The 18,308-nt window shown below is 36.9% G+C and carries 15 protein-coding genes; 14 read left to right on the top strand and 1 reads right to left on the bottom strand.

Going from position 1 to position 18,308, the window contains the following annotated elements; translation table 11 throughout:
* Positions 1-163: 163 nt before the first annotated feature.
* The 8 genes from cydD (at position 164) to D9V35_RS05305 (ending at position 9,418) form a co-directional block, all read left to right on the top strand.
* A complete protein-coding gene (gene cydD / locus D9V35_RS05340; RefSeq protein ID WP_122123678.1) occupies positions 164-1,858 on the top strand; it encodes a thiol reductant ABC exporter subunit CydD in 1,695 nt (564 codons plus the stop codon).
* Between the two features lies 1 nt (position 1,859).
* Positions 1,860-3,545 (top strand): thiol reductant ABC exporter subunit CydC, encoded by a 1,686-nt coding sequence (gene cydC, locus D9V35_RS05335; RefSeq protein WP_122123677.1) that lies wholly within the window; start codon positions 1,860-1,862, stop codon positions 3,543-3,545.
* 76 nt (positions 3,546-3,621) lie between these two features.
* Positions 3,622-4,011, top strand: coding sequence for an OmpA family protein (locus D9V35_RS05330; RefSeq protein ID WP_122123676.1), 390 nt, complete (start codon positions 3,622-3,624; stop codon positions 4,009-4,011).
* A gap of 26 nt (positions 4,012-4,037) precedes the next feature.
* On the top strand, positions 4,038-5,870 hold the full coding sequence (gene recQ / locus D9V35_RS05325) for a DNA helicase RecQ (protein ID WP_122123675.1): 1,833 nt from the start codon (positions 4,038-4,040) through the stop codon (positions 5,868-5,870).
* 306 nt (positions 5,871-6,176) lie between these two features.
* The gene (gene rpsB / locus D9V35_RS05320; RefSeq protein WP_110438106.1) at positions 6,177-6,965 is read left to right on the top strand and encodes a 30S ribosomal protein S2; all 789 of its coding nucleotides are present in this window, start codon (positions 6,177-6,179) and stop codon (positions 6,963-6,965) included.
* A 131-nt stretch (positions 6,966-7,096) separates the two neighbouring features.
* Positions 7,097-8,002, top strand: a complete 906-nt coding sequence (tsf, locus tag D9V35_RS05315) for a translation elongation factor Ts (RefSeq protein ID WP_122123674.1) — start codon at positions 7,097-7,099, stop codon at positions 8,000-8,002.
* Positions 8,003-8,030: 28 nt separating this feature from the next.
* A complete protein-coding gene (gene recO / locus D9V35_RS05310; protein WP_122123673.1) occupies positions 8,031-8,780 on the top strand; it encodes a DNA repair protein RecO in 750 nt (249 codons plus the stop codon).
* A gap of 155 nt (positions 8,781-8,935) precedes the next feature.
* Positions 8,936-9,418, top strand: coding sequence for a YbhB/YbcL family Raf kinase inhibitor-like protein (locus D9V35_RS05305; protein WP_110438103.1), 483 nt, complete (start codon positions 8,936-8,938; stop codon positions 9,416-9,418).
* A 66-nt stretch (positions 9,419-9,484) separates the two neighbouring features.
* On the opposite strand, the gene galE is transcribed toward D9V35_RS05305, so the two are convergent.
* On the bottom strand, positions 9,485-10,501 hold the full coding sequence (galE, locus tag D9V35_RS05300; protein WP_122123672.1) for a UDP-glucose 4-epimerase GalE: 1,017 nt from the start codon (positions 10,499-10,501) through the stop codon (positions 9,485-9,487).
* A 546-nt stretch (positions 10,502-11,047) separates the two neighbouring features.
* Between galE and D9V35_RS05295 the strand changes: the two genes are divergently transcribed.
* From D9V35_RS05295 to D9V35_RS05270, 6 genes are all read left to right on the top strand, one after another.
* Entirely contained in the window at positions 11,048-13,324 is a 2,277-nt protein-coding gene (locus D9V35_RS05295; RefSeq protein ID WP_122123671.1) for a Hint domain-containing protein, read from the top strand.
* Positions 13,325-13,336: 12 nt separating this feature from the next.
* Positions 13,337-14,563 (top strand): autotransporter strand-loop-strand O-heptosyltransferase, encoded by a 1,227-nt coding sequence (locus tag D9V35_RS05290; protein WP_122123670.1) that lies wholly within the window; start codon positions 13,337-13,339, stop codon positions 14,561-14,563.
* Positions 14,564-15,042: 479 nt separating this feature from the next.
* Positions 15,043-15,573, top strand: a complete 531-nt coding sequence (locus D9V35_RS05285; RefSeq protein WP_122123669.1) for an iron transporter — start codon at positions 15,043-15,045, stop codon at positions 15,571-15,573.
* Between the two features lie 130 nt (positions 15,574-15,703).
* Positions 15,704-16,033, top strand: a complete 330-nt coding sequence (locus D9V35_RS05280; RefSeq protein ID WP_110438098.1) for a cupredoxin domain-containing protein — start codon at positions 15,704-15,706, stop codon at positions 16,031-16,033.
* A gap of 11 nt (positions 16,034-16,044) precedes the next feature.
* A complete protein-coding gene (locus D9V35_RS05275; RefSeq protein WP_110438097.1) occupies positions 16,045-16,875 on the top strand; it encodes an FTR1 family iron permease in 831 nt (276 codons plus the stop codon).
* 26 nt (positions 16,876-16,901) lie between these two features.
* The gene (locus D9V35_RS05270) at positions 16,902-18,275 is read left to right on the top strand and encodes a 4Fe-4S binding protein (RefSeq protein WP_122123668.1); all 1,374 of its coding nucleotides are present in this window, start codon (positions 16,902-16,904) and stop codon (positions 18,273-18,275) included.
* Positions 18,276-18,308 lie beyond the last annotated feature (33 nt).

The raw sequence follows: 18,308 nt of genomic DNA, 5'->3' as shown, positions 1-18,308 counted from the left end.
GACAAAATTTTGATAATAAATTGATTTTGTTTTTAAAAATTTGGGAATAAATAAAATTACTGAAATTTTGAATAATCTGATAATTTTTTTTTACTTTTTAAATTGTAAATTACCCAGATTGAATTGCCAATGCATCTTTTTATCGTGATAAAGAGTGGATTATATGCCTGATAAAAAAACAAAAATTAAAAACTGGACAAGATTACAAACGAAAATTGGCAAAAAGGCAATTTTCCCTCTTGTAATTTTAGGATTGCTTTCAAGTTTGATTGCTGTCGGTATGGCATGGGTGATTGCTGAAATTATCGGAAAAATCTTGGTCCCATCCATACCAATACAATTTCCAATTTCAATACTGATATTATTTTATCTGTTACTATCGCTTCTCAAAGGATGCGTATTTTTTTTGGAAGGTGACTTTACGATCAAAATCGGTCTTAAAGCACGACATCGCCTACGTAATTTGATTATCAATCATATTATGCAAATCGGTCCTTCAATATTAAGGCGACAATCAAGTGGCGCTTTGACAGCATTGGCGGTTGATCAGGTTGAATCTTTGGATGGTTATTTTTCACGATGGTTGCCGGCATCGGTTCTATGGATTGCCTCACCACTACTTATTCTTTTTTTCGTGTATTTGGTTCAACCATGGTCAGCGTTGATTATGGGTTTATGTGGTTTGATGGTTCCTATTGCACAGGCAATTTTTGGAATTGGAGCAGCCATGGCTGCAAGAAAGCAATTTTTGGCAATGACCCGTTTGCAGGCTCAATTTCTTGATAGAGTAAGAGGGATTGCAACGATTGTATTGGCTGGTCGATCAGATGACATGGCCAATAGACTTGCATTATCAGCAGATGAATTGCGTAAGAGAACGATGAAAATATTACGGGTAGCTTTCTTGTCGTCTGCCTCTATTGATTGTGCGATGATTATCGCGATTATTCTGGTAGTGTTGATGGATGGAAGTCAATTTGTCCAAATTCATTCAATACAATCTATTCCTGTCACGCATATTCTCTTTACTTTATTGATTATTCCGGAGTTTTTTGGTCCTCTACGCAGTTTGGCTCTGGCCTATCAGGACAGGGCACGACTTGGCGGAACGGCTGCATCTATTGTTGAATTGCCTGTCAAAAATGAATTTTCAACCAATGTAAAGGATATTCCTTTCAATGATAAAGTGGAAATAAGCTTTAAAAATGTTTCCTATCATTGGGACGCTCAAAGAGGTCGTATATTACATTCCCTGAATTTCGACATCAAGGCAGGGGAAAGAGCTTTATTGATAGGTCAGTCTGGTGCAGGAAAATCAACCATTATCGAAATGATTCTCGGATTTATAAAGCCGAATGAGGGGCAGGTTTTGGTAAATGGATTGGATATTACCGAATATTCGGCTGCTTCATTGTCAAAATTAATGGCATGGATCGGGCAAAAACCTGTTATTTTTTGCGGTACTATTCGTGAGAATATTATGTTTGCCAGACCCTCCGCAACCGAGCAAGAATTTCAACAAGCCATTGAAGCGGCGGCGATAGATCGATATTTATTAGATTTACCGCATGGGCTTGATACGGTAATTGGTGAAAACGGTTATGGGTTATCGGGTGGTCAGGCCCAAAGAATTGCTATTGCACGAGCATATCTGAAAAACGCTCCATTATTATTGCTTGACGAACCTACAGCTCATCTTGATCCCGAAACGGAGAGGGGTATTTTTAATCAATTGTTGAAACTGACTGAAAATAGAACAGTCATTATGGCCACCCATTCGGAACAGGGGCAAAAATTGCCTGGTATACACATCAATTTAAATCATGGATTTATAATTTCCTGTCAGAAGGAAGGATAATATGCAAAATATTAAAGATATTACCAGATCTGAAAAATCCTCCGTGACGGCAGCGTTTAAAACAATATTTTCGATATGGTATAAACGGTTGCCCGCTTTACTTTTTGGAATTTTTATCTCCTTGATAGCCGTATTATTGGGATTGGCTTTAATGAGCTTTGCCGGGGGCAAGGTTGCCTTGACAGCTATGGGTGCAATCATAACCAGCTCACTGTTTTTAAAAATGGTCGGGGTTTCCCGCATGATTATGCGATATGTGGAAAGATTGTTTACCCATAATGCCATGTTTCATGCTTTAGCAGACTTAAGGATATGGTTTTTCCGTACACTTGCTATGGGGAGTGCGGCAGGATTGGGTTTCCGTCATAGTGGGGATATATTATCCCGATTGGTTTCTGATATTGAAACATTGGACGGATTATATTTGCGTCTTATTTTACCGTTTTTCGGTTCCATATTGACATCTTTTGTGCTTTTTACAGTTATTGCCCATTATAATTTGGCATTGGCTGTATCTATCGTGATTTGTTATGGAATTTCTGCATTTTTATGCCCATTTGGTGCGGGCTTTATAACTCGGAAAAGAGGGAAAAAACTTGTTCAGGGTACGGCACAGCTGAGAATAACAGTTCTGGATTTTATTCATGGTTTAAGGGAAATAAGAGCCTTTGGAGCAGAACATCGAGTTTCCATATTAATCAAAAAAAATGAGAATGAACTTTTTGATCAACAATATATTCAGGCAAGGAAAGTAGCGTTAATAGGAGTCATCGCATATTTTTTTGGTCAAGTTGCTGTTTTATTTGTATTGATGAGCGGATTGAACATTGGTTTTCATGGATTGAACGCTTTTCACACGGTTTTCTGTCTTTTTCTGACTATTACAGCATTTGAATTGGTCGTTCCTTTGAGCAAGGCAGGAGGTTTGGCAGGTCAAATCGTCAATGCCGCCATAAGAGTTGTGAATATTAATGACAATAAAAAAGTTGAAGACAATTCTAAATCTGGTAAAGTTCCACCTGAAACCGGGGATATCAAGTTTCGGGATGTATCGTTTCGTTGGGGAGAGTCACAACCATGGCTTTATCAGAATTTGAACCTGACGATTGCACAAGGAAAAAAAATTGCCATTATAGGATCATCCGGTGTGGGAAAATCCACTCTGGCGGCCTTGTTATTAAAGGTTATTCAGCCAACAAAGGGCTCAATAACATTGGCAGATCAAAATCTTGACTGGTTTGATAATGAATCAGTCCGCAAACGAATAGCATGGCTTTCTCAAAACACCCATTTATTTGATGATACAATTCGTCAGAATCTTTTGCTTGGAAACCCTGATGCGACAGAGGAAGATTTGTGGCAAGCTCTTTCTGATGCTGCAGTGGCAAATGTTGTTCGTGAAATGCCGGATGGACTGGATACCTGGCTTGGAGAGGGTGGTGTAAAGGTTTCCGGAGGACAGGGAAGAAGGATTGCATTGGCACGTACAATGTTACTAAAAGCCCCGATTTTACTTTTGGATGAACCAACATCAGGATTAGACGGTGATACTGAAAAAGCGTTTTTTCAAACCCTAAATCAGATAACAGGCAACCGAACGGTGATTTTGATAATGCACCGTTTAACGGGTGTTGAAAACATAGATGAGGTATGGCGGTTATCTAATGGACAACTAGTTGCGGAATAAAAGAAAATTATATATTTTATTACTTGTTGATATTATATATTGATTTGAAAATGTTGCCTTGAAAGAAAGTAATTAAATGCGTCGATTTGTTCCTGTTTTACTAGCATCCATTTTGTTGGGGGCATGTTCCCAATCCGGTTCTTTAACGCAAAAGAATGACAGAACCTATGTTGTATTTTTTCCATTTGCTTCCACGGATCTGGATGATTCGGCTAACAAAACCATTTCTCAAGCTGCTACTTATGCGAAAAAATTTCCTGAAAAACAGGTTTATGTCAAAGGTTATGCAGCAATTTATGGCGATTTATCCAAAGATGAAATGATGGCAATTCAGCGTGCCAAAATTGTTGCACAAAAGGTTGTGGATGATGGAGTTCTGTCAAATCGTGTTCATGATATTCCCCGTCCGCCAGAAAATCGTAAAAGTCAAGTGGCGGCAAGACGTGTGGAAATTATAGTTCAATAAATTCTATCTGGATAATCTTTTTTAACTTGTTTGATAAAGTTAGATTACATGATGAGAGAGACCCCCAAAAAATACTAGAAACAGTTTTTGGGTATCAGTGTTTTCGTGGTTTGCAAAAACAGGCGATTGATCTTGTAATGCAAAATCAGGATGTTTTGTTATTGATGCCCACCGGGGGAGGTAAAAGTATTTGTTATCAAATCCCGGCTTTGTGTCGTTCTGGAATGGGCTTGGTTATTTCACCATTAATTGCATTGATGGATGATCAGGTAGCAGCTTTAAGGCAATTAGGTATAAGTGCAGGTGCATTACACTCAGAATTGGAAAATGAGGAAGCATACAATATCCGTCATGATATTGCTTCAAAAAAACTCAAGCTCTTATATGTTTCCCCAGAACGCTTGCTCCATAACGATACATTGAAATTTTTGGAAAAAATTCAAATTTCCATGATTGCAATTGATGAAGCCCATTGTATATCCGTATGGGGACATGATTTTCGTCCGGAATATCGCCTTTTATGTGATTTACCTCGGATATTTCCCTCTGTTCCAAGAATTGCCCTTACAGCAACAGCTGATCCAGTCACGCAAAAGGATATCATTCAGGCTTTGGATATGCCTGAAGCCAAAATTCTGCGATCCAGTTTTCATCGGTCTAATTTATTTATACGTGTAATACAAAAAAATACCGAATCCAAACAGCTAAGGGAATTATTAAAAAAATATCGGGATGCGGCTTGTATCGTGTATTGTGGAAGTCGTAATAAATCTGAACGGATAGCTCATAATCTTGTTCGTTATGGTTTTACCGCTTTAGCTTATCATGCCGGTTTATCCGCACTTGAAAAAAGAGGTATCCTATTAAGGTTTCGATCAGGAGAGCCTTTAATTATCGTTGCGACGGTTGCTTTTGGAATGGGAATCGATCGTCCGGATGTCAGATTGGTTGTGCATTTGGATATGCCCAGGGGACCAGAAGATTATTATCAACAAATAGGTCGGGCTGGACGGGATGGTGACCTTGCCGAAACCGTTTTATTCTATAATGGTGCTGATGTTGCTAAGGCGCGATATTTTCTTGAACATTCTACGATTACAGATGAACAGAAGAAAATCGCGTGTTCAAGACTTGATATGATGGTGGCATTATCTGAAACGGCTGAATGCCGAACAAAACTTTTGTTGCATTGTTTTGGAGAAAACCAGGATAAGTCTTGTAATCACTGTGATAATTGTAAAAATCCTGTAAGACTGTTAAATGGAACTATAGCGGCTCAGAAAGTGATTTCTGCAGTATACCGCACCGGACAACGTTTTGGAGCAATGCATATTATTAATGTATTGCGAGGCAAATATAATATTCAAGTTAAAAATTTTCAGCATGATAGACTTTCTTTATTTGGTATTGGGAAAGATAAGTCACACAATTTTTGGCGTTCTGTTATTCACCAATTGATGGCCCGAGATGTTTTGCGTCAGGGAGAGGAATTTTCAAATTTGTTTCTAAACCAAGAAAAAGCCCGTCCGTTGTTAAGGGGGAAAAAGAGTTTATTTCTGCGTGAAGATATTGAAAAATCTGAAATATATAAATGTCAAAATACAGACGATACATTGCTAATAACACAAAACCGGCATAAATTATTTGATGAATTAAAAAAATGGCGATCAGATGAGGCGCGTAAACAACAGGTTCCTCCATATATCATTTTTCATGATTCGGTGTTAAGGGAAGTAGCTCTTTGTAATCCCCAAACCTTGAAAGATTTTAAGGATATAAAAGGTGTAGGGAATATGAAATTGGAACATTATGGATTGAAATTATTAGAAATAATCAAGGAGTTTCAAAATAATAGATAATGATTATTTATATTGGATGATTTTACGTATAAGACTAAACGATAATGAAGTCATTTATTTTACACTAATTATTTATTATTTTTTTTGATAATCAAGAATAAAGAAATTTAAAAAATGTTTTCATAAAGATCAATATTTTTGCATATGTTTCTTTATTAAAGATTCACTTGAATTTTTATCAAAAATCTATCATATACGATATGATCGAAATTGTTCGACAATTCACACGTAAAGGTTCGACCGCTGGTGCTTGAAAAAGGTAATCGGTACTTTACGGAGGTTTAACCAGTTATAAGGATAATATTTATGGCAATGCCAGATTTTACTTTGCGTCAGTTATTGGAAGCGGGTGTTCATTTCGGACATCATACACGTCGCTGGAACCCTAAAATGGCACCTTTCTTATTTGGTGTCCGTAACCAGGTTCATATTATTGATCTTCAACAAACGGTTCCTATGCTGGATCGTGCATTACATGCCGTTCGTGATACAGTTGCCAATGGTGGAAGAGTATTGTTTGTTGGCACTAAACGTACAGCTTCTGAGATTGTTGCGGAAACAGCCAAACGTTGTGGGCAGTACTATGTCAATCACCGTTGGCTAGGGGGTATGCTGACAAACTGGAAGACCATTACCAATTCTATCAAGCGTTTACGCCAGATCGAAGAAACGCTTGATGGCGATACAATTGGGTTGACCAAGAAAGAGATTCTTCAGTTGACCCGTGAACGTGATAAATTGGAACGTTCACTTGGCGGTATCAAGGAAATGGGTGGTTTGCCGGACATACTCTTTATCATTGATACGAATAAGGAAAAATTGGCTGTACAGGAAGCTAACAAATTGGGTATTCCTGTTGTAGCTGTCCTGGATAGCAATTCAGATCCTGATGGGATTACCTATCCAATTCCAGGAAATGATGATGCATTACGTTCAATCAATTTATATTGTGATTTGGTTGCCGGTGCTGTGTTGGATGGTATTTCCAAGGAATTAGGTGCCGCAGGTGAAGATATTGGTGCGGCAGAGGAATTGCCTCCTGAAATTATTATGGAATCTGTTTCTGTACAAGAGACACCAGACGTTCCAGCTTAATTGCCAATAAGTTTTCTGATTGTTGACGATTCAATATGAAATTCGTCAAAAAATCAATTTATATTAAATGATACAAGCATAACGTCTCGATATTGATCGAGACGTTCGTGTGTTAAGAAAAGGGAAAAATGATGGCAGAGATTACAGCTGCATTAGTAAAAGAATTACGTGAAAAAACCGGTGCCGGCATGATGGATTGCAAAAAGGCGCTTAATCAGACAGCTGGCAATATCGAGGAAGCTATTGATTGGTTACGTAAAAAGGGATTGGCTACTGCTGCAAAAAAATCCGGCCGTGTGGCTGCTGAGGGATTGGTAGGAATTGCGACAGCGGGTAACAAGGCTGCCATGGTCGAAATTAATGCTGAAACCGATTTTGTCGCCAGAAATGAACAGTTTCAACAATTTGTTGAGGATGTCGCCAAAGTTGCATTGACAGTGGGTGAAGATGTCGAGGCCTTGAAAAATGCCACAATGGAAAATGGAAAAACTGTTGCAGAAAATCTAACCAACTTGATTGCTACAATTGGTGAAAACATGACCATTCGACGTGTGCGTGTTTTTGAAGTTTCTTCTGGTGTTGTAGCAAGCTATGTTCATTCCGCCTTGCGTCCAGGTTTAGGAAAAATTGGTGTACTGGTTGCTTTGGAGGCACCTGAAGCATCTGATGAAATTGAGGACCTCGGTCGTAAAATTGGTATGCAGGTAGCCGCTGTACGTCCAATTGCATTAAGTGTTGAAGAAATTGATCCTGCCGCTGTTGAACGTGAAAAAAGCATTTTTATTGAACAGGCGCGTGCATCAGGTAAACCGGACAATATCATTGAAAAAATGGTTGAGGGTCGCTTACGTAAATTCTATGAAGAAGTTGTTCTTTTGGAACAAACCTGGATTCATGATGGTGAAAGCAAAGTCAAGGCTGTTGTTGACAAAAATGGAGCAAAACTTGTTGCCTTTGAACGTTTCCATCTGGGTGAAGGCATTGAAAAAGAAGAAAGCGATTTTGCTGCTGAAGTTGCCCAAGCTGTCAAGGGTTGATTACAATTAACAGGGTGGGGGAGATAGAATGCAGGAATGGTCTTCCCCGGTTATTGTTTTGAATACACGCCCTTATGGAGAAACTGATGGAATAGTGTCTGTTCTTTCGCTAGAGCAGGGATTATTCAGGGGGCTTGTCAAGGGTATGATTTCCCGTCGTCAAATTTCCATTTGGCAGACGGGAAATTTTGTCAATGTCGATTGGTCAGCGAAACTATCAGATCAGTTGGGATATTTCAAAGGCGAATTGATACGTTCGAATTTTGCAATTCTATCGCCTTGTCCATTGGCATTTTCAGCCATGCTGTCCTTATGTGCTGTAGCCGAGAGTGGATTACTCGAGCGTCAACCGGTGGAATATATTGCAAAATCATCTTTTCAATATCTTGATTTTGTCGCGGAAAACCCTACAGATTCAAATAAAGAAATTGTTCCTCGGCTATTACGATGGGAATTAAATTTTCTTGCGGCACTGGGGTATGCGTTGGATATATCAATCTGTTATGAATCTGACAAGTGTCAATCTTTTTTTGTGTCTCCACGTACGGGAAAAGTGGTTACGGAAGTTATGGCAGGAAAGTGGAAGCCGAAATTATTCCCTTTTCCATCTTTTTTTCTGAATGAGGAAGAAAATGGCAATCAGAAAGATTGGATGAATGGTTTGAAATTATCCCGTTATTTTCTAGAGAAAAATGTGTTTTCCTTAATAAATAAAGACTTGCCCAAAGCAAGAAAAAATTTTGAAGAAAAAGTGGCGGCAAATATTGACAATTTTTGATATTCAATTTCATTTTTTAGATTTATGAAATAAAAAATGAGAAAAATTTGCATGTAATATCAAATTATTTGTAATCTCTGCAAAATTAAAACCATATACAGCCTTAGAAAAATAAAATATAACTGTCATATAATGACATATTTAAGGAGATTGATATGGTTTTCCGAATTTGGAGCCATTCCTATAAAGAAGGTGATGAAATGCCCAATGCCCAACGTTATCATGGCATGGGACAGAATGGAGGTAATCTTTCCCCCTCTTTATTTTGGGAGGATGCTCCAGATAATACAAAAAGCTTTGTTATAACCATGTACGATCCTGATGCTCCAACCGGGTCTGGATGGTGGCATTGGGTTGTTGTCAATATATCACCCAACATAACACATCTGGTTGAAGGGGCTTCCTCCAATAAATTGCTGCCTGAAGGTGCAATTGAGATTCGAAATGATTTTGGTCAAAAGGAATACGGGGGTGGAGCACCACCACCTGGAAAACCGCATCGTTATATAATTACGATTCATGCATTGAATATAGCAAGAATAGATGTGACACCTTCCTCAACCCCAGCTTTCGTCGGTTTTAACGTGCATCATCATTCATTGGCTTCTGCACAATTGATCTGTCATTTAAAAGGTTGAATGAATTATCACAATCATTGTTTTACAGATTGTGATAATTTGATCAATATGTCGCTAATTTAAAAGCTACCCTTCAAAACCGTTGGGGTTTTTACTTTGCCAGTTCCAAGAATCCTTTACCATATCATGCAGATTCAATCTCGTTTCCCAATTCAATAATTTTTTGGCGCGATCAGCATTAGCCCAATATGCGGGTAGATCTCCATCACGACGTGGGGCAAAATGATATGGCAATTTTTTTCTGAACACATTTTCAAAAGTGGCTATAACCTCCAGTACACTATTTCCCTGACCGGAACCCAAATTGAAAATATTCACTCCTGATTGGGTGTCATTATATTTGAGTGCGGCCAAGTGTCCCTCAGCCAAATCCATAACATGAATAAAATCCCTGATACACGTTCCATCTCTGGTTTCATAATCATTGCCGAATACTGCAAGGGAGTCCAATTTTCCAATAGCTACCTGAGTGATATAAGGCATGAGATTATTGGGAATACCCTGGGGATCCTCGCCAATCAATCCTGATGGATGCGCTCCTACGGGATTGAAATATCTTAATATTGTAATGGACCAGTCCTGGTCCGCGATTGATAGATCCTGAAGAATTTTCTCAATGAAGAGCTTGCTGCGACCGTATGGTTGGGTTGGCTCTCCGGTTTCCATGGTTTCGATATATGGAATAATCGGCTGGGATCCGTAAACAGTTGCGGATGAACTGAAAATAAATTTTTTGACGTTGGCCTTTTTCATGGCATCAAGCAAATTGATAGTACCATAAACATTGACATCATAATATTCCAATGGTTTGCGTACCGATTCACCAACGGCTTTCAGTCCTGCAAAATGAATAACTCCCTTTATATTGTTTTCTTTGAATATGGTGTCTAAAAGATCTTTGTTTCTAATATCCCCTTGATAAAATCTTGGTCGTTTTCCAGTAATCTTTTTAATGCGATCAAGAACGATTTCCTTGCCGTTATAAAGATTGTCAATGATAACTGGATCAATACCTTGTTTTATTAGTTGAATACAAGTATGGCTTCCAATATAACCGCAACCACCTGTAACTAATATTGTCATGAATATGGCCCTATATTTAAAAATTAAATTATATTACTATTCAAATTAAATCGGTCAGCATATTACTGTACTGGGATTTGCAAATAAAGAAATTAATTAGTCCCATGAAATGTTACAATTCAAAAAAGAATAAAAATTTTTAATGATATTTTAATATATTCGAGGCTAAAAAATGCTAACTAATTTTTTGATATGATTGATTATTAATTTTTTTACATATTTATCAATAATATATATGTATTATTCACATATTATTTTTGTTTAGAATTATTTACGTTTTCAAAACTTCATGAATTTATTAAATTTATACAGAATTTATCCGATTTTCCTATATAAATTTAAGTTGAATTTTAATTCTGAATAAAATCAGTATCTTAAAAATAATTATTATGTTAATAATTTCATTAATTACATCATAATTATAATTGTGGTAAAATTATAATTGTATATTGAAAATTGGTTTCATATTGCTTAAGTGAAATATTAAACAATTGGAAAGATTGATTTAGATTATTTAATTTTTTATTTTATAGGGATAAAACTGTTATGGCTGGTAATAATATTATTTCAAGTGATACGGATTTTAGGCATGTTGTTATTCAGAATGATTATCCAATATTATCCGGTGGAGAATGGACCGCAAAACTAGATGATGCCGGGAATACTGTCTATGTAAGCGGTGGTATCAGTGTCAAGGGGCCAGTAAACATGATTCATGGCACATTGAATATTGAAAGTGGTGCTGTCGTAAGTGGGTTAAATGAAATAGCGAATATGAGTGGATTTGGTGGACGGGCTAATCCATTAATTAATGTTAAGTCAGGTGGTGTGATTAAAGATTCAAATCTTATAAATGGTGATATTCATATTTATAATGGCGGTATCTCATCCGATAACTCTATGGTATCAGAAGTAGTGACGATAGATGATGGAGGAATTTCCGATAATGATACATTCTACAATCCAGGTGATACAGCAGAAAGTGGTGGTACATTAAAAAATCCCAATTTGAAGGGGGAATCAAGTTCTTTCAGAACTGCGGCAAACAGATCGGAAATTCACTACGCGTCAGGTGCCGTGATAAAAAATCATCATATGCCTGATATTACCTCCATTAATTCAGGCGCTCAAAATGTTAAATTATATATAGCAGGAAATGCCATTTATAATGAACCTGAAAACTATGTTCCGCCAGATTTTGCAAATGTTGTTATAGAAAATGAATATCCTCTTTTAACAGGGGGAAACTGGATCGCGGATGTGGATGAAGAAGGTAAAACCTATTTTCAACGGGAAGGACAGCCCAACTCCGAAAAGATTTATGGTCCAGTAGATATGATTCATGGCGCATTGACTATTCATAGCGGGGCAGTCGTGGATGGTCTCTATCAATTAGCTAATATGAGTAACTTTGCTGGTGATTCAAATCCGAAAATATTCATTCAGTCGGGTGGTAAACTGACAAATTCCTGGGTTTATAATGGTTTTCTTACCGTATCCAGTGGGGGAATTTCACAAAAAAATCATTATGTATCAGAAATATCCAAAATTGAAAATGGTGGAATATCTGATGATGATACTTTTTATAATCCGAATAGTGATGAAAATAGAATTGCAAGCGGAGGTAAATTAGTTAATTCCCATTTAAAAGGAGGTTCAGGTTATTTTCGGACAACAGACGATGCAGGTAGTATTGATGTAGCAAATGGCGCTGGGTTTGTTAATCCTCATATTGATAATTCAACAAATATAAATATAGCCAATGTAACATTACCCGTTAAAGGTGATGAAACATATCCATGCTTTTTAGCCGGAACGTTAATTAAAACTGATAGGGGTGATATCGCGGTTGAAAATCTTGGGGTGAATGACAGGGTTTATATTCACACAGATAACGGGTTGCAATTACAGCCCATAACCTCCATAGTCAGTGATACACATTTTGTTAACACGCATTTGCCCGATGATGAGGGTGGATATCCTGTCTGTATTCTGAAAGATGCCATTTCCGAGAATATTCCATATCAAGATACTTATGTAACACCTGAACATTGCCTGTTTATTGATGGTAAATTTATACCCGTGCGTATGTTGGTCAATAATCATTCCATTTATTACGATCATTCACAGAAAATGTACAGATACTATCATATTGAAACAGGAGAACATTCTGTCATCACGGCGAATGGAATGCTTACTGAAAGTTATTTGAATACCAGGGACACCATCAAGGATATTGAAAATAATGTTATCCGGTTGCCTAAAAATTGGGTAAATGATGCCGCGGCTCCATTAAACGTTGATCGTGACAGTGTGGAAAAAGTATATAATTCCCTCTTGGATCAGGCTTTGGCCAAACATATTGATAGAAAAGGCAGAAAACCCCTAATTACAAATGATCATGATATTTGCCTTATAGCCGATAATGGCAATGTGATCGAAAAACGAATTGATAATGGAAAAGTAACCTTCGTTATTCCAAAAAATACCAAGAATGTCCGGATTGTTTCCCGTGCAAGCCGACCAAGTGATGTTATTGGTCCATTTGTTGATGATAGACGCTATCTCGGTCTATTGATCAAGAATATCAAGCTTTTCAATAAAAATAAGAGTTTTGATATTGATGTTCATCTCAGTGAAGAAAATCTTGATGGATGGCATAAATTGGACAGTGATTCAGTCAGATGGACAAATGGCAATGCCTTTTTACCTTTGGAGGATTATTGCAAAGACGATAAATGTGTTCTCGTTCTGGAAATCGTTTCTGCAGGTCCCTATGTTCTTGAGGAAAATGAAGAACACAGAAAAGCGGTACAACAGTAAAATCGGATTTACATGACGTCTGCATCATCAAAGGATAAAAAATCCTATGTAAATGTGACACCTGTACCTACTCAGTCGGCACCCAAAGAAATCCGATATGATTTCAATTTGGGTGCCAGAGTGATGCTTCCCAAAAGAGAAAAGGGATTATGGAAAGTTACATTGCAAGATCTTGATACCGGCAATATCCTGTTCCAAGGTCAAGTCGCTGGGGGAACGGTCAGTTCCTCCAAACGTTTTTATGTCAATTTTAAAATTACTGTGGAGGAAATAGAAAATAATGTAACCAGACAATTGTTCAATCATCAACTTGATCTAAAAGATAAAAAGGTTGTCATTCAATGTCCGGTTGGAACAATCGGTGATACTTTTGCCTGGTTACCCTACGCCATTGAATTCAAGAAAAAACATTCGTGTAAGCTTCACTGTATAATTGATGAAAAATTTATTGATCTTTTGAAAAGATCATATCCAGAAATCAATTTTACAACAATGAAAAAGGCCGAGGAAAATAACATATTTTCTGATAGTTATGCCTGTTATTATTTTGGTCTGTTTTTCAAGGACGAGCAAAACTTATATCAGCCATGTGATTTCAGGTTGGTGGGGTTGCATAAAACAGCAGCTTACATTTTGGGGTTATCGACAGAAAAAGATGAGAAACTAACCCTTAGATTACCTGATGAATCCAGGCCTATCAAAGAAAAATATGTATGTATTGCCGTTCAAGCAAGCTCTCAATGTAAATATTGGAACAATCCCAAAGGTTGGGAACTTGTTGTTGATTATTTGAAAAGTCAAAACTACAGGGTGATCTGCATTGATCAGAATACCATTTCGGGACATGGTATAATATTTAATTCCATACCTTACAATGCGGAAAATGAAACAGGAAACCGGCCTTTATCAGAACGCGCAAGGTGGTTGAAACATGCCGAATTTTTTGTTGGATTGAGTTCAGGATTGTCCTGGATGGCGTGGACAATGAATATTCCTGTTGTCATGATTTCCGGATTTACCCATCCCATGAACGAATTCTATACGCCTTATCGGATTATAAATTGGCATGTCTGTAATTCCTGCTGGAATGATATGAAATATGAATTCGAACATGATAATTATACGTGGTGTCCGCGACATCGTGATACGCCCAGACATTATGAATGTACGAAATCAATAACTTCAACTTTTGTTATTCAAGTCATTCAAAAACTGATTTCAAATATAAATAAAGAATGATTCTACCAGAAAATAAATTTATTATCATGGAAATATAAAAAATCCCTGATAATAAATTTTAAAAACAATTAAATTGTTCCTAATTATATATAATAAATTAATTAAAATATTTTCCTAATATCAATAATAAAAAATTACATAAATATCTTGTTAAATAATTTTTTTACATTACATCAGTTTTATTAAGTAATTCACATTTTATATTTTGTAAAATGCTAATAATTGTTTTCTTATTGAAATAAGATGTTGGGTTGTATTTGTTCCCAGATTTCTGATAATCAGGCAATTCTTTTTGAATATACAGGTCTGGTCAAACTTCCATATGAATGCATTGTTATAAACTTTTATGAATAAAATTGATATTTTAATATAAACAGTTGCTATTAATTTTTATTTGCATATAAAATTGATTTCTATTCTCATTTTATGCTCTAACTCATTGATTCGATCACATATTTGATTAAGGAAAGTAATTTATAATGTTTAAGAAATATCTTTTGATAGGTTGTACAATCCTATTGTCAACACCAGCCTTTGCCGTAGAATATCCCATTGGCAAACCACAGATATGTGGAAATATGGAAATTGCGGCTGTCTATCTGCAGCCAATTGAAATGGAGCCTGACGGTATCATGTTGTCAGCGGCAAAATCTGATGTTCATCTTGAAGCGGATATTCATGCAACAGCCAATAATAAAAATGGTTTTCAAGAAGGCAGCTGGATGCCTTATCTACAAGTATCTTATGAGTTAACCAAAATTGGTGATGAGAAAAAATTACAAGGTATACTTCATCCAATGGTTGCAAATGATGGACCGCATTATGGCGAGAATATCAAACTTCTGGGAGCGGGAAAATATCATTTAAAACTCACGCTTCTTCCACCGGCCAGAGAATCCATGTTTGGTCGTCATGTTGACAAGGAAACGGGTGTTGCACCCTGGTTTGGGGAATGTGTCACACAATATGACTTTACATATGCCGGAACTGGTAAAAAGGGTGGATATTAATATTTAAAACAGCGATTAAATATAAATTATTAAGACGTTCAACATATTTATAAATAAATATTACATCTTAATAATTTGAGATTGTTTATTGATAATCCAATCATTAAAAGCATATTTTCGGATATTTAGAATGAAAAAATTTTATGCTGTTTTGTCATTGTTTTCCATTTGGCCAGTACACGTTTTCAGTGCACCACTTCAAAATTATGATATCACCATCACGGATGGTGTTTTTAAACCCTCATCAATAGAAGTGCCGGCAAACCAGCGTTTTAAAATTACCATTAAAAATACAGGTAAAGTACCGGCTGAATTTGAAAATCTTTCTTTAAGGGTTGAAAAGGTCTTGGGGCCTGATGTGACCTCATTTGTGGTTATACATCCACTTAAAACAGGGAAATATCATTTTATCGATGATTTTCACGTCAATATGCCAGGCTTTGACATTATTTCCAAATAGGAGTTTTTATTATGGGTGCGCCTTTGTTTATTGTATGGCGTGAGAGCGTTGAGGCATTACTGGTTATAGGCATTTTATATGCATGGCTGAGAAGGGAAAATCTGGTATCCCTGACAAGACAGCTATGGATTGGGACGGGACTTGGTCTGGCGCTTGCAGGATTATTGGCTGTTGCATTTTGGATCGCCAGCACTTGGTTTGCCGGTGCAGGTGGAGAATGGTTTTTTACCATTATGATGTTTGTCGCGGCATGTTTGATATTGCAAATGGTAATCTGGATGCATCATCATGGTCGAGGTATGAAAAAGCATCTTGAACAGGAGGCAGCCGAAAGTGTACAGAAATCCGGAAGTGGAATAGGGATTCTTCTTTTATCCATGCTGGCAGTCGCAAGAGAAGGATCAGAAACAGTTGTATTTTTGGCAGGTATTGGTGCGGAACAAAAGGGATCTTCATTGGGATTATTTATACTGGGCGGTTTTTTGGGATTAATCTTGGCATTGCTAACATTTTGGTGTTTACAGAAATCATTTAAATTCATTTCATGGAAATGGTTTTTCATTGTCAGTGAATTTCTTTTGCTTCTAATTGGTGGTGGACTTTTTATAAGCGCCATTGATAAAGCCTCTGTCCAGATTGCCGCTTATGATATTCCGGAATGGATTTATAATTTTATGGATAATCCTGTATGGAGTACCGCAGGGTTTATTCCTGACAACAGTACCTTAACAGGTTTGACAGGTTATCATGCGGAACCTTCATTAATGCAAATTTCAGCTCTTGTTATTTACTGGTTCATTGCCATTTTATTGTGCAACGTAACTTTTAAAAAAACTTATTAATACAATAAATAACATTGGAAAAAATAATGAGGGTTTTGCTGAAAAAGGCAATTAATCAAACGGGAATTGCTATGCAACGTCATCAAACCATTATTCAGGGAATTAAATGGTTTGTTGTTGCAATTTATTTTTTGCTTCTGATTATTCCCGCCTTAATGCATTTACCCCCAAAACATTCGCATATTTTTAACAATATTGTTTTATTTGCCCAATTTGTTTTTTGGGGAATCTGGTGGCCCTTTGTAATATTGTCAATGTTATTTATAGGACGAATTTGGTGTGGTGTATTTTGTCCAGAGGGAACTTTGACGGAATGGACATCCAAAAATTTCGGACGAAAAAAGAAAATCCCCCGTTTACTCAAATGGAGAGGTTGGCCAGCGATTGCTTTTATATTAACCACTTTGTATGGACAACTTATAAGTGTTTATGATTATGCGATACCTGCATTATTGATACTGGGAGGTTCAACAGCAGCAGCAATAGTTATAGGATATCTATATGGAAATGGTAACCGTGTCTGGTGTCGTTATCTGTGCCCGGTTAATGGTGTGTTTAATCTTCTTTCTCGGCTTTCTCCTTTTACTTTTAAGACAGATCAGCAAAAATGGTCAGAATTTCAAGAAAAAGAGCATTCAAATCCGCATTGCCCACCAATGATTAATATTCGACAGCTTCATGGCGTTTCAGCTTGCCATATGTGTGGACGTTGTGCAGGCTATAGAAATGCTGTCAGTTTGCAGACGAGGTCCGTGAATGAAGAAATTCTTGTTTACGGTAATGAACAGCAAAATATTTGGCAGATCAGACTATTGTTATTCGGTATGATTGGCGTTGCTATTGGAGCATTTACGTGGACGGTTTCGCCTTGGTTTGTTTATTTTAAACAATATTTGGCAGAATGGTTGGTTAATCATGAAATATTTTGGCCATTGAATGCAACGGCTCCCTGGTGGATTTTAACGAATTACCCTGCCAACAATGATAGTTTCAATTTGCTGGATGGCTTTTGTGTCAGTTTCTACATTCTTGGATCCGGAATCCTTTATGGCGTGTGGTTAACATTGATCTACAAATTTTTGGCCAGACTTTATCATAAACCTGATTTTTATCTATATTTTTCCCAGGCACTCATACCTTTGGCAGCGGCAGGTCTTTTTCTCGGTCTCAACGCAACAAGTGTCAAATTACTTCAATATGAGGGGGTTGTCTTTTGGTGGCTAAAGGATATGCGTGCGATTATTCTGGGGGGTGGCAGTATTTGGAGTTTATACTTGGGCTATAAAATTCTTCGGAAATATAATAAATATTTTTATCAAATGTTTTTATCGTTTACCCTTTATACTGTATCTGTAATACCCGTTGTTGGGGCATGGGTTTTAATGTTTTGGATATGGTAAATAATTGAAAACATTAATAAATGAAAACCCTAT

It is taken from the genome of Commensalibacter melissae (assembly GCF_003691365.1).
GTDB lineage: Bacteria > Pseudomonadota > Alphaproteobacteria > Acetobacterales > Acetobacteraceae > Commensalibacter > Commensalibacter melissae.
Note: the sequence above shows the minus strand (reverse complement) of the source record. Positions and strands in the feature narration are given on the sequence as shown.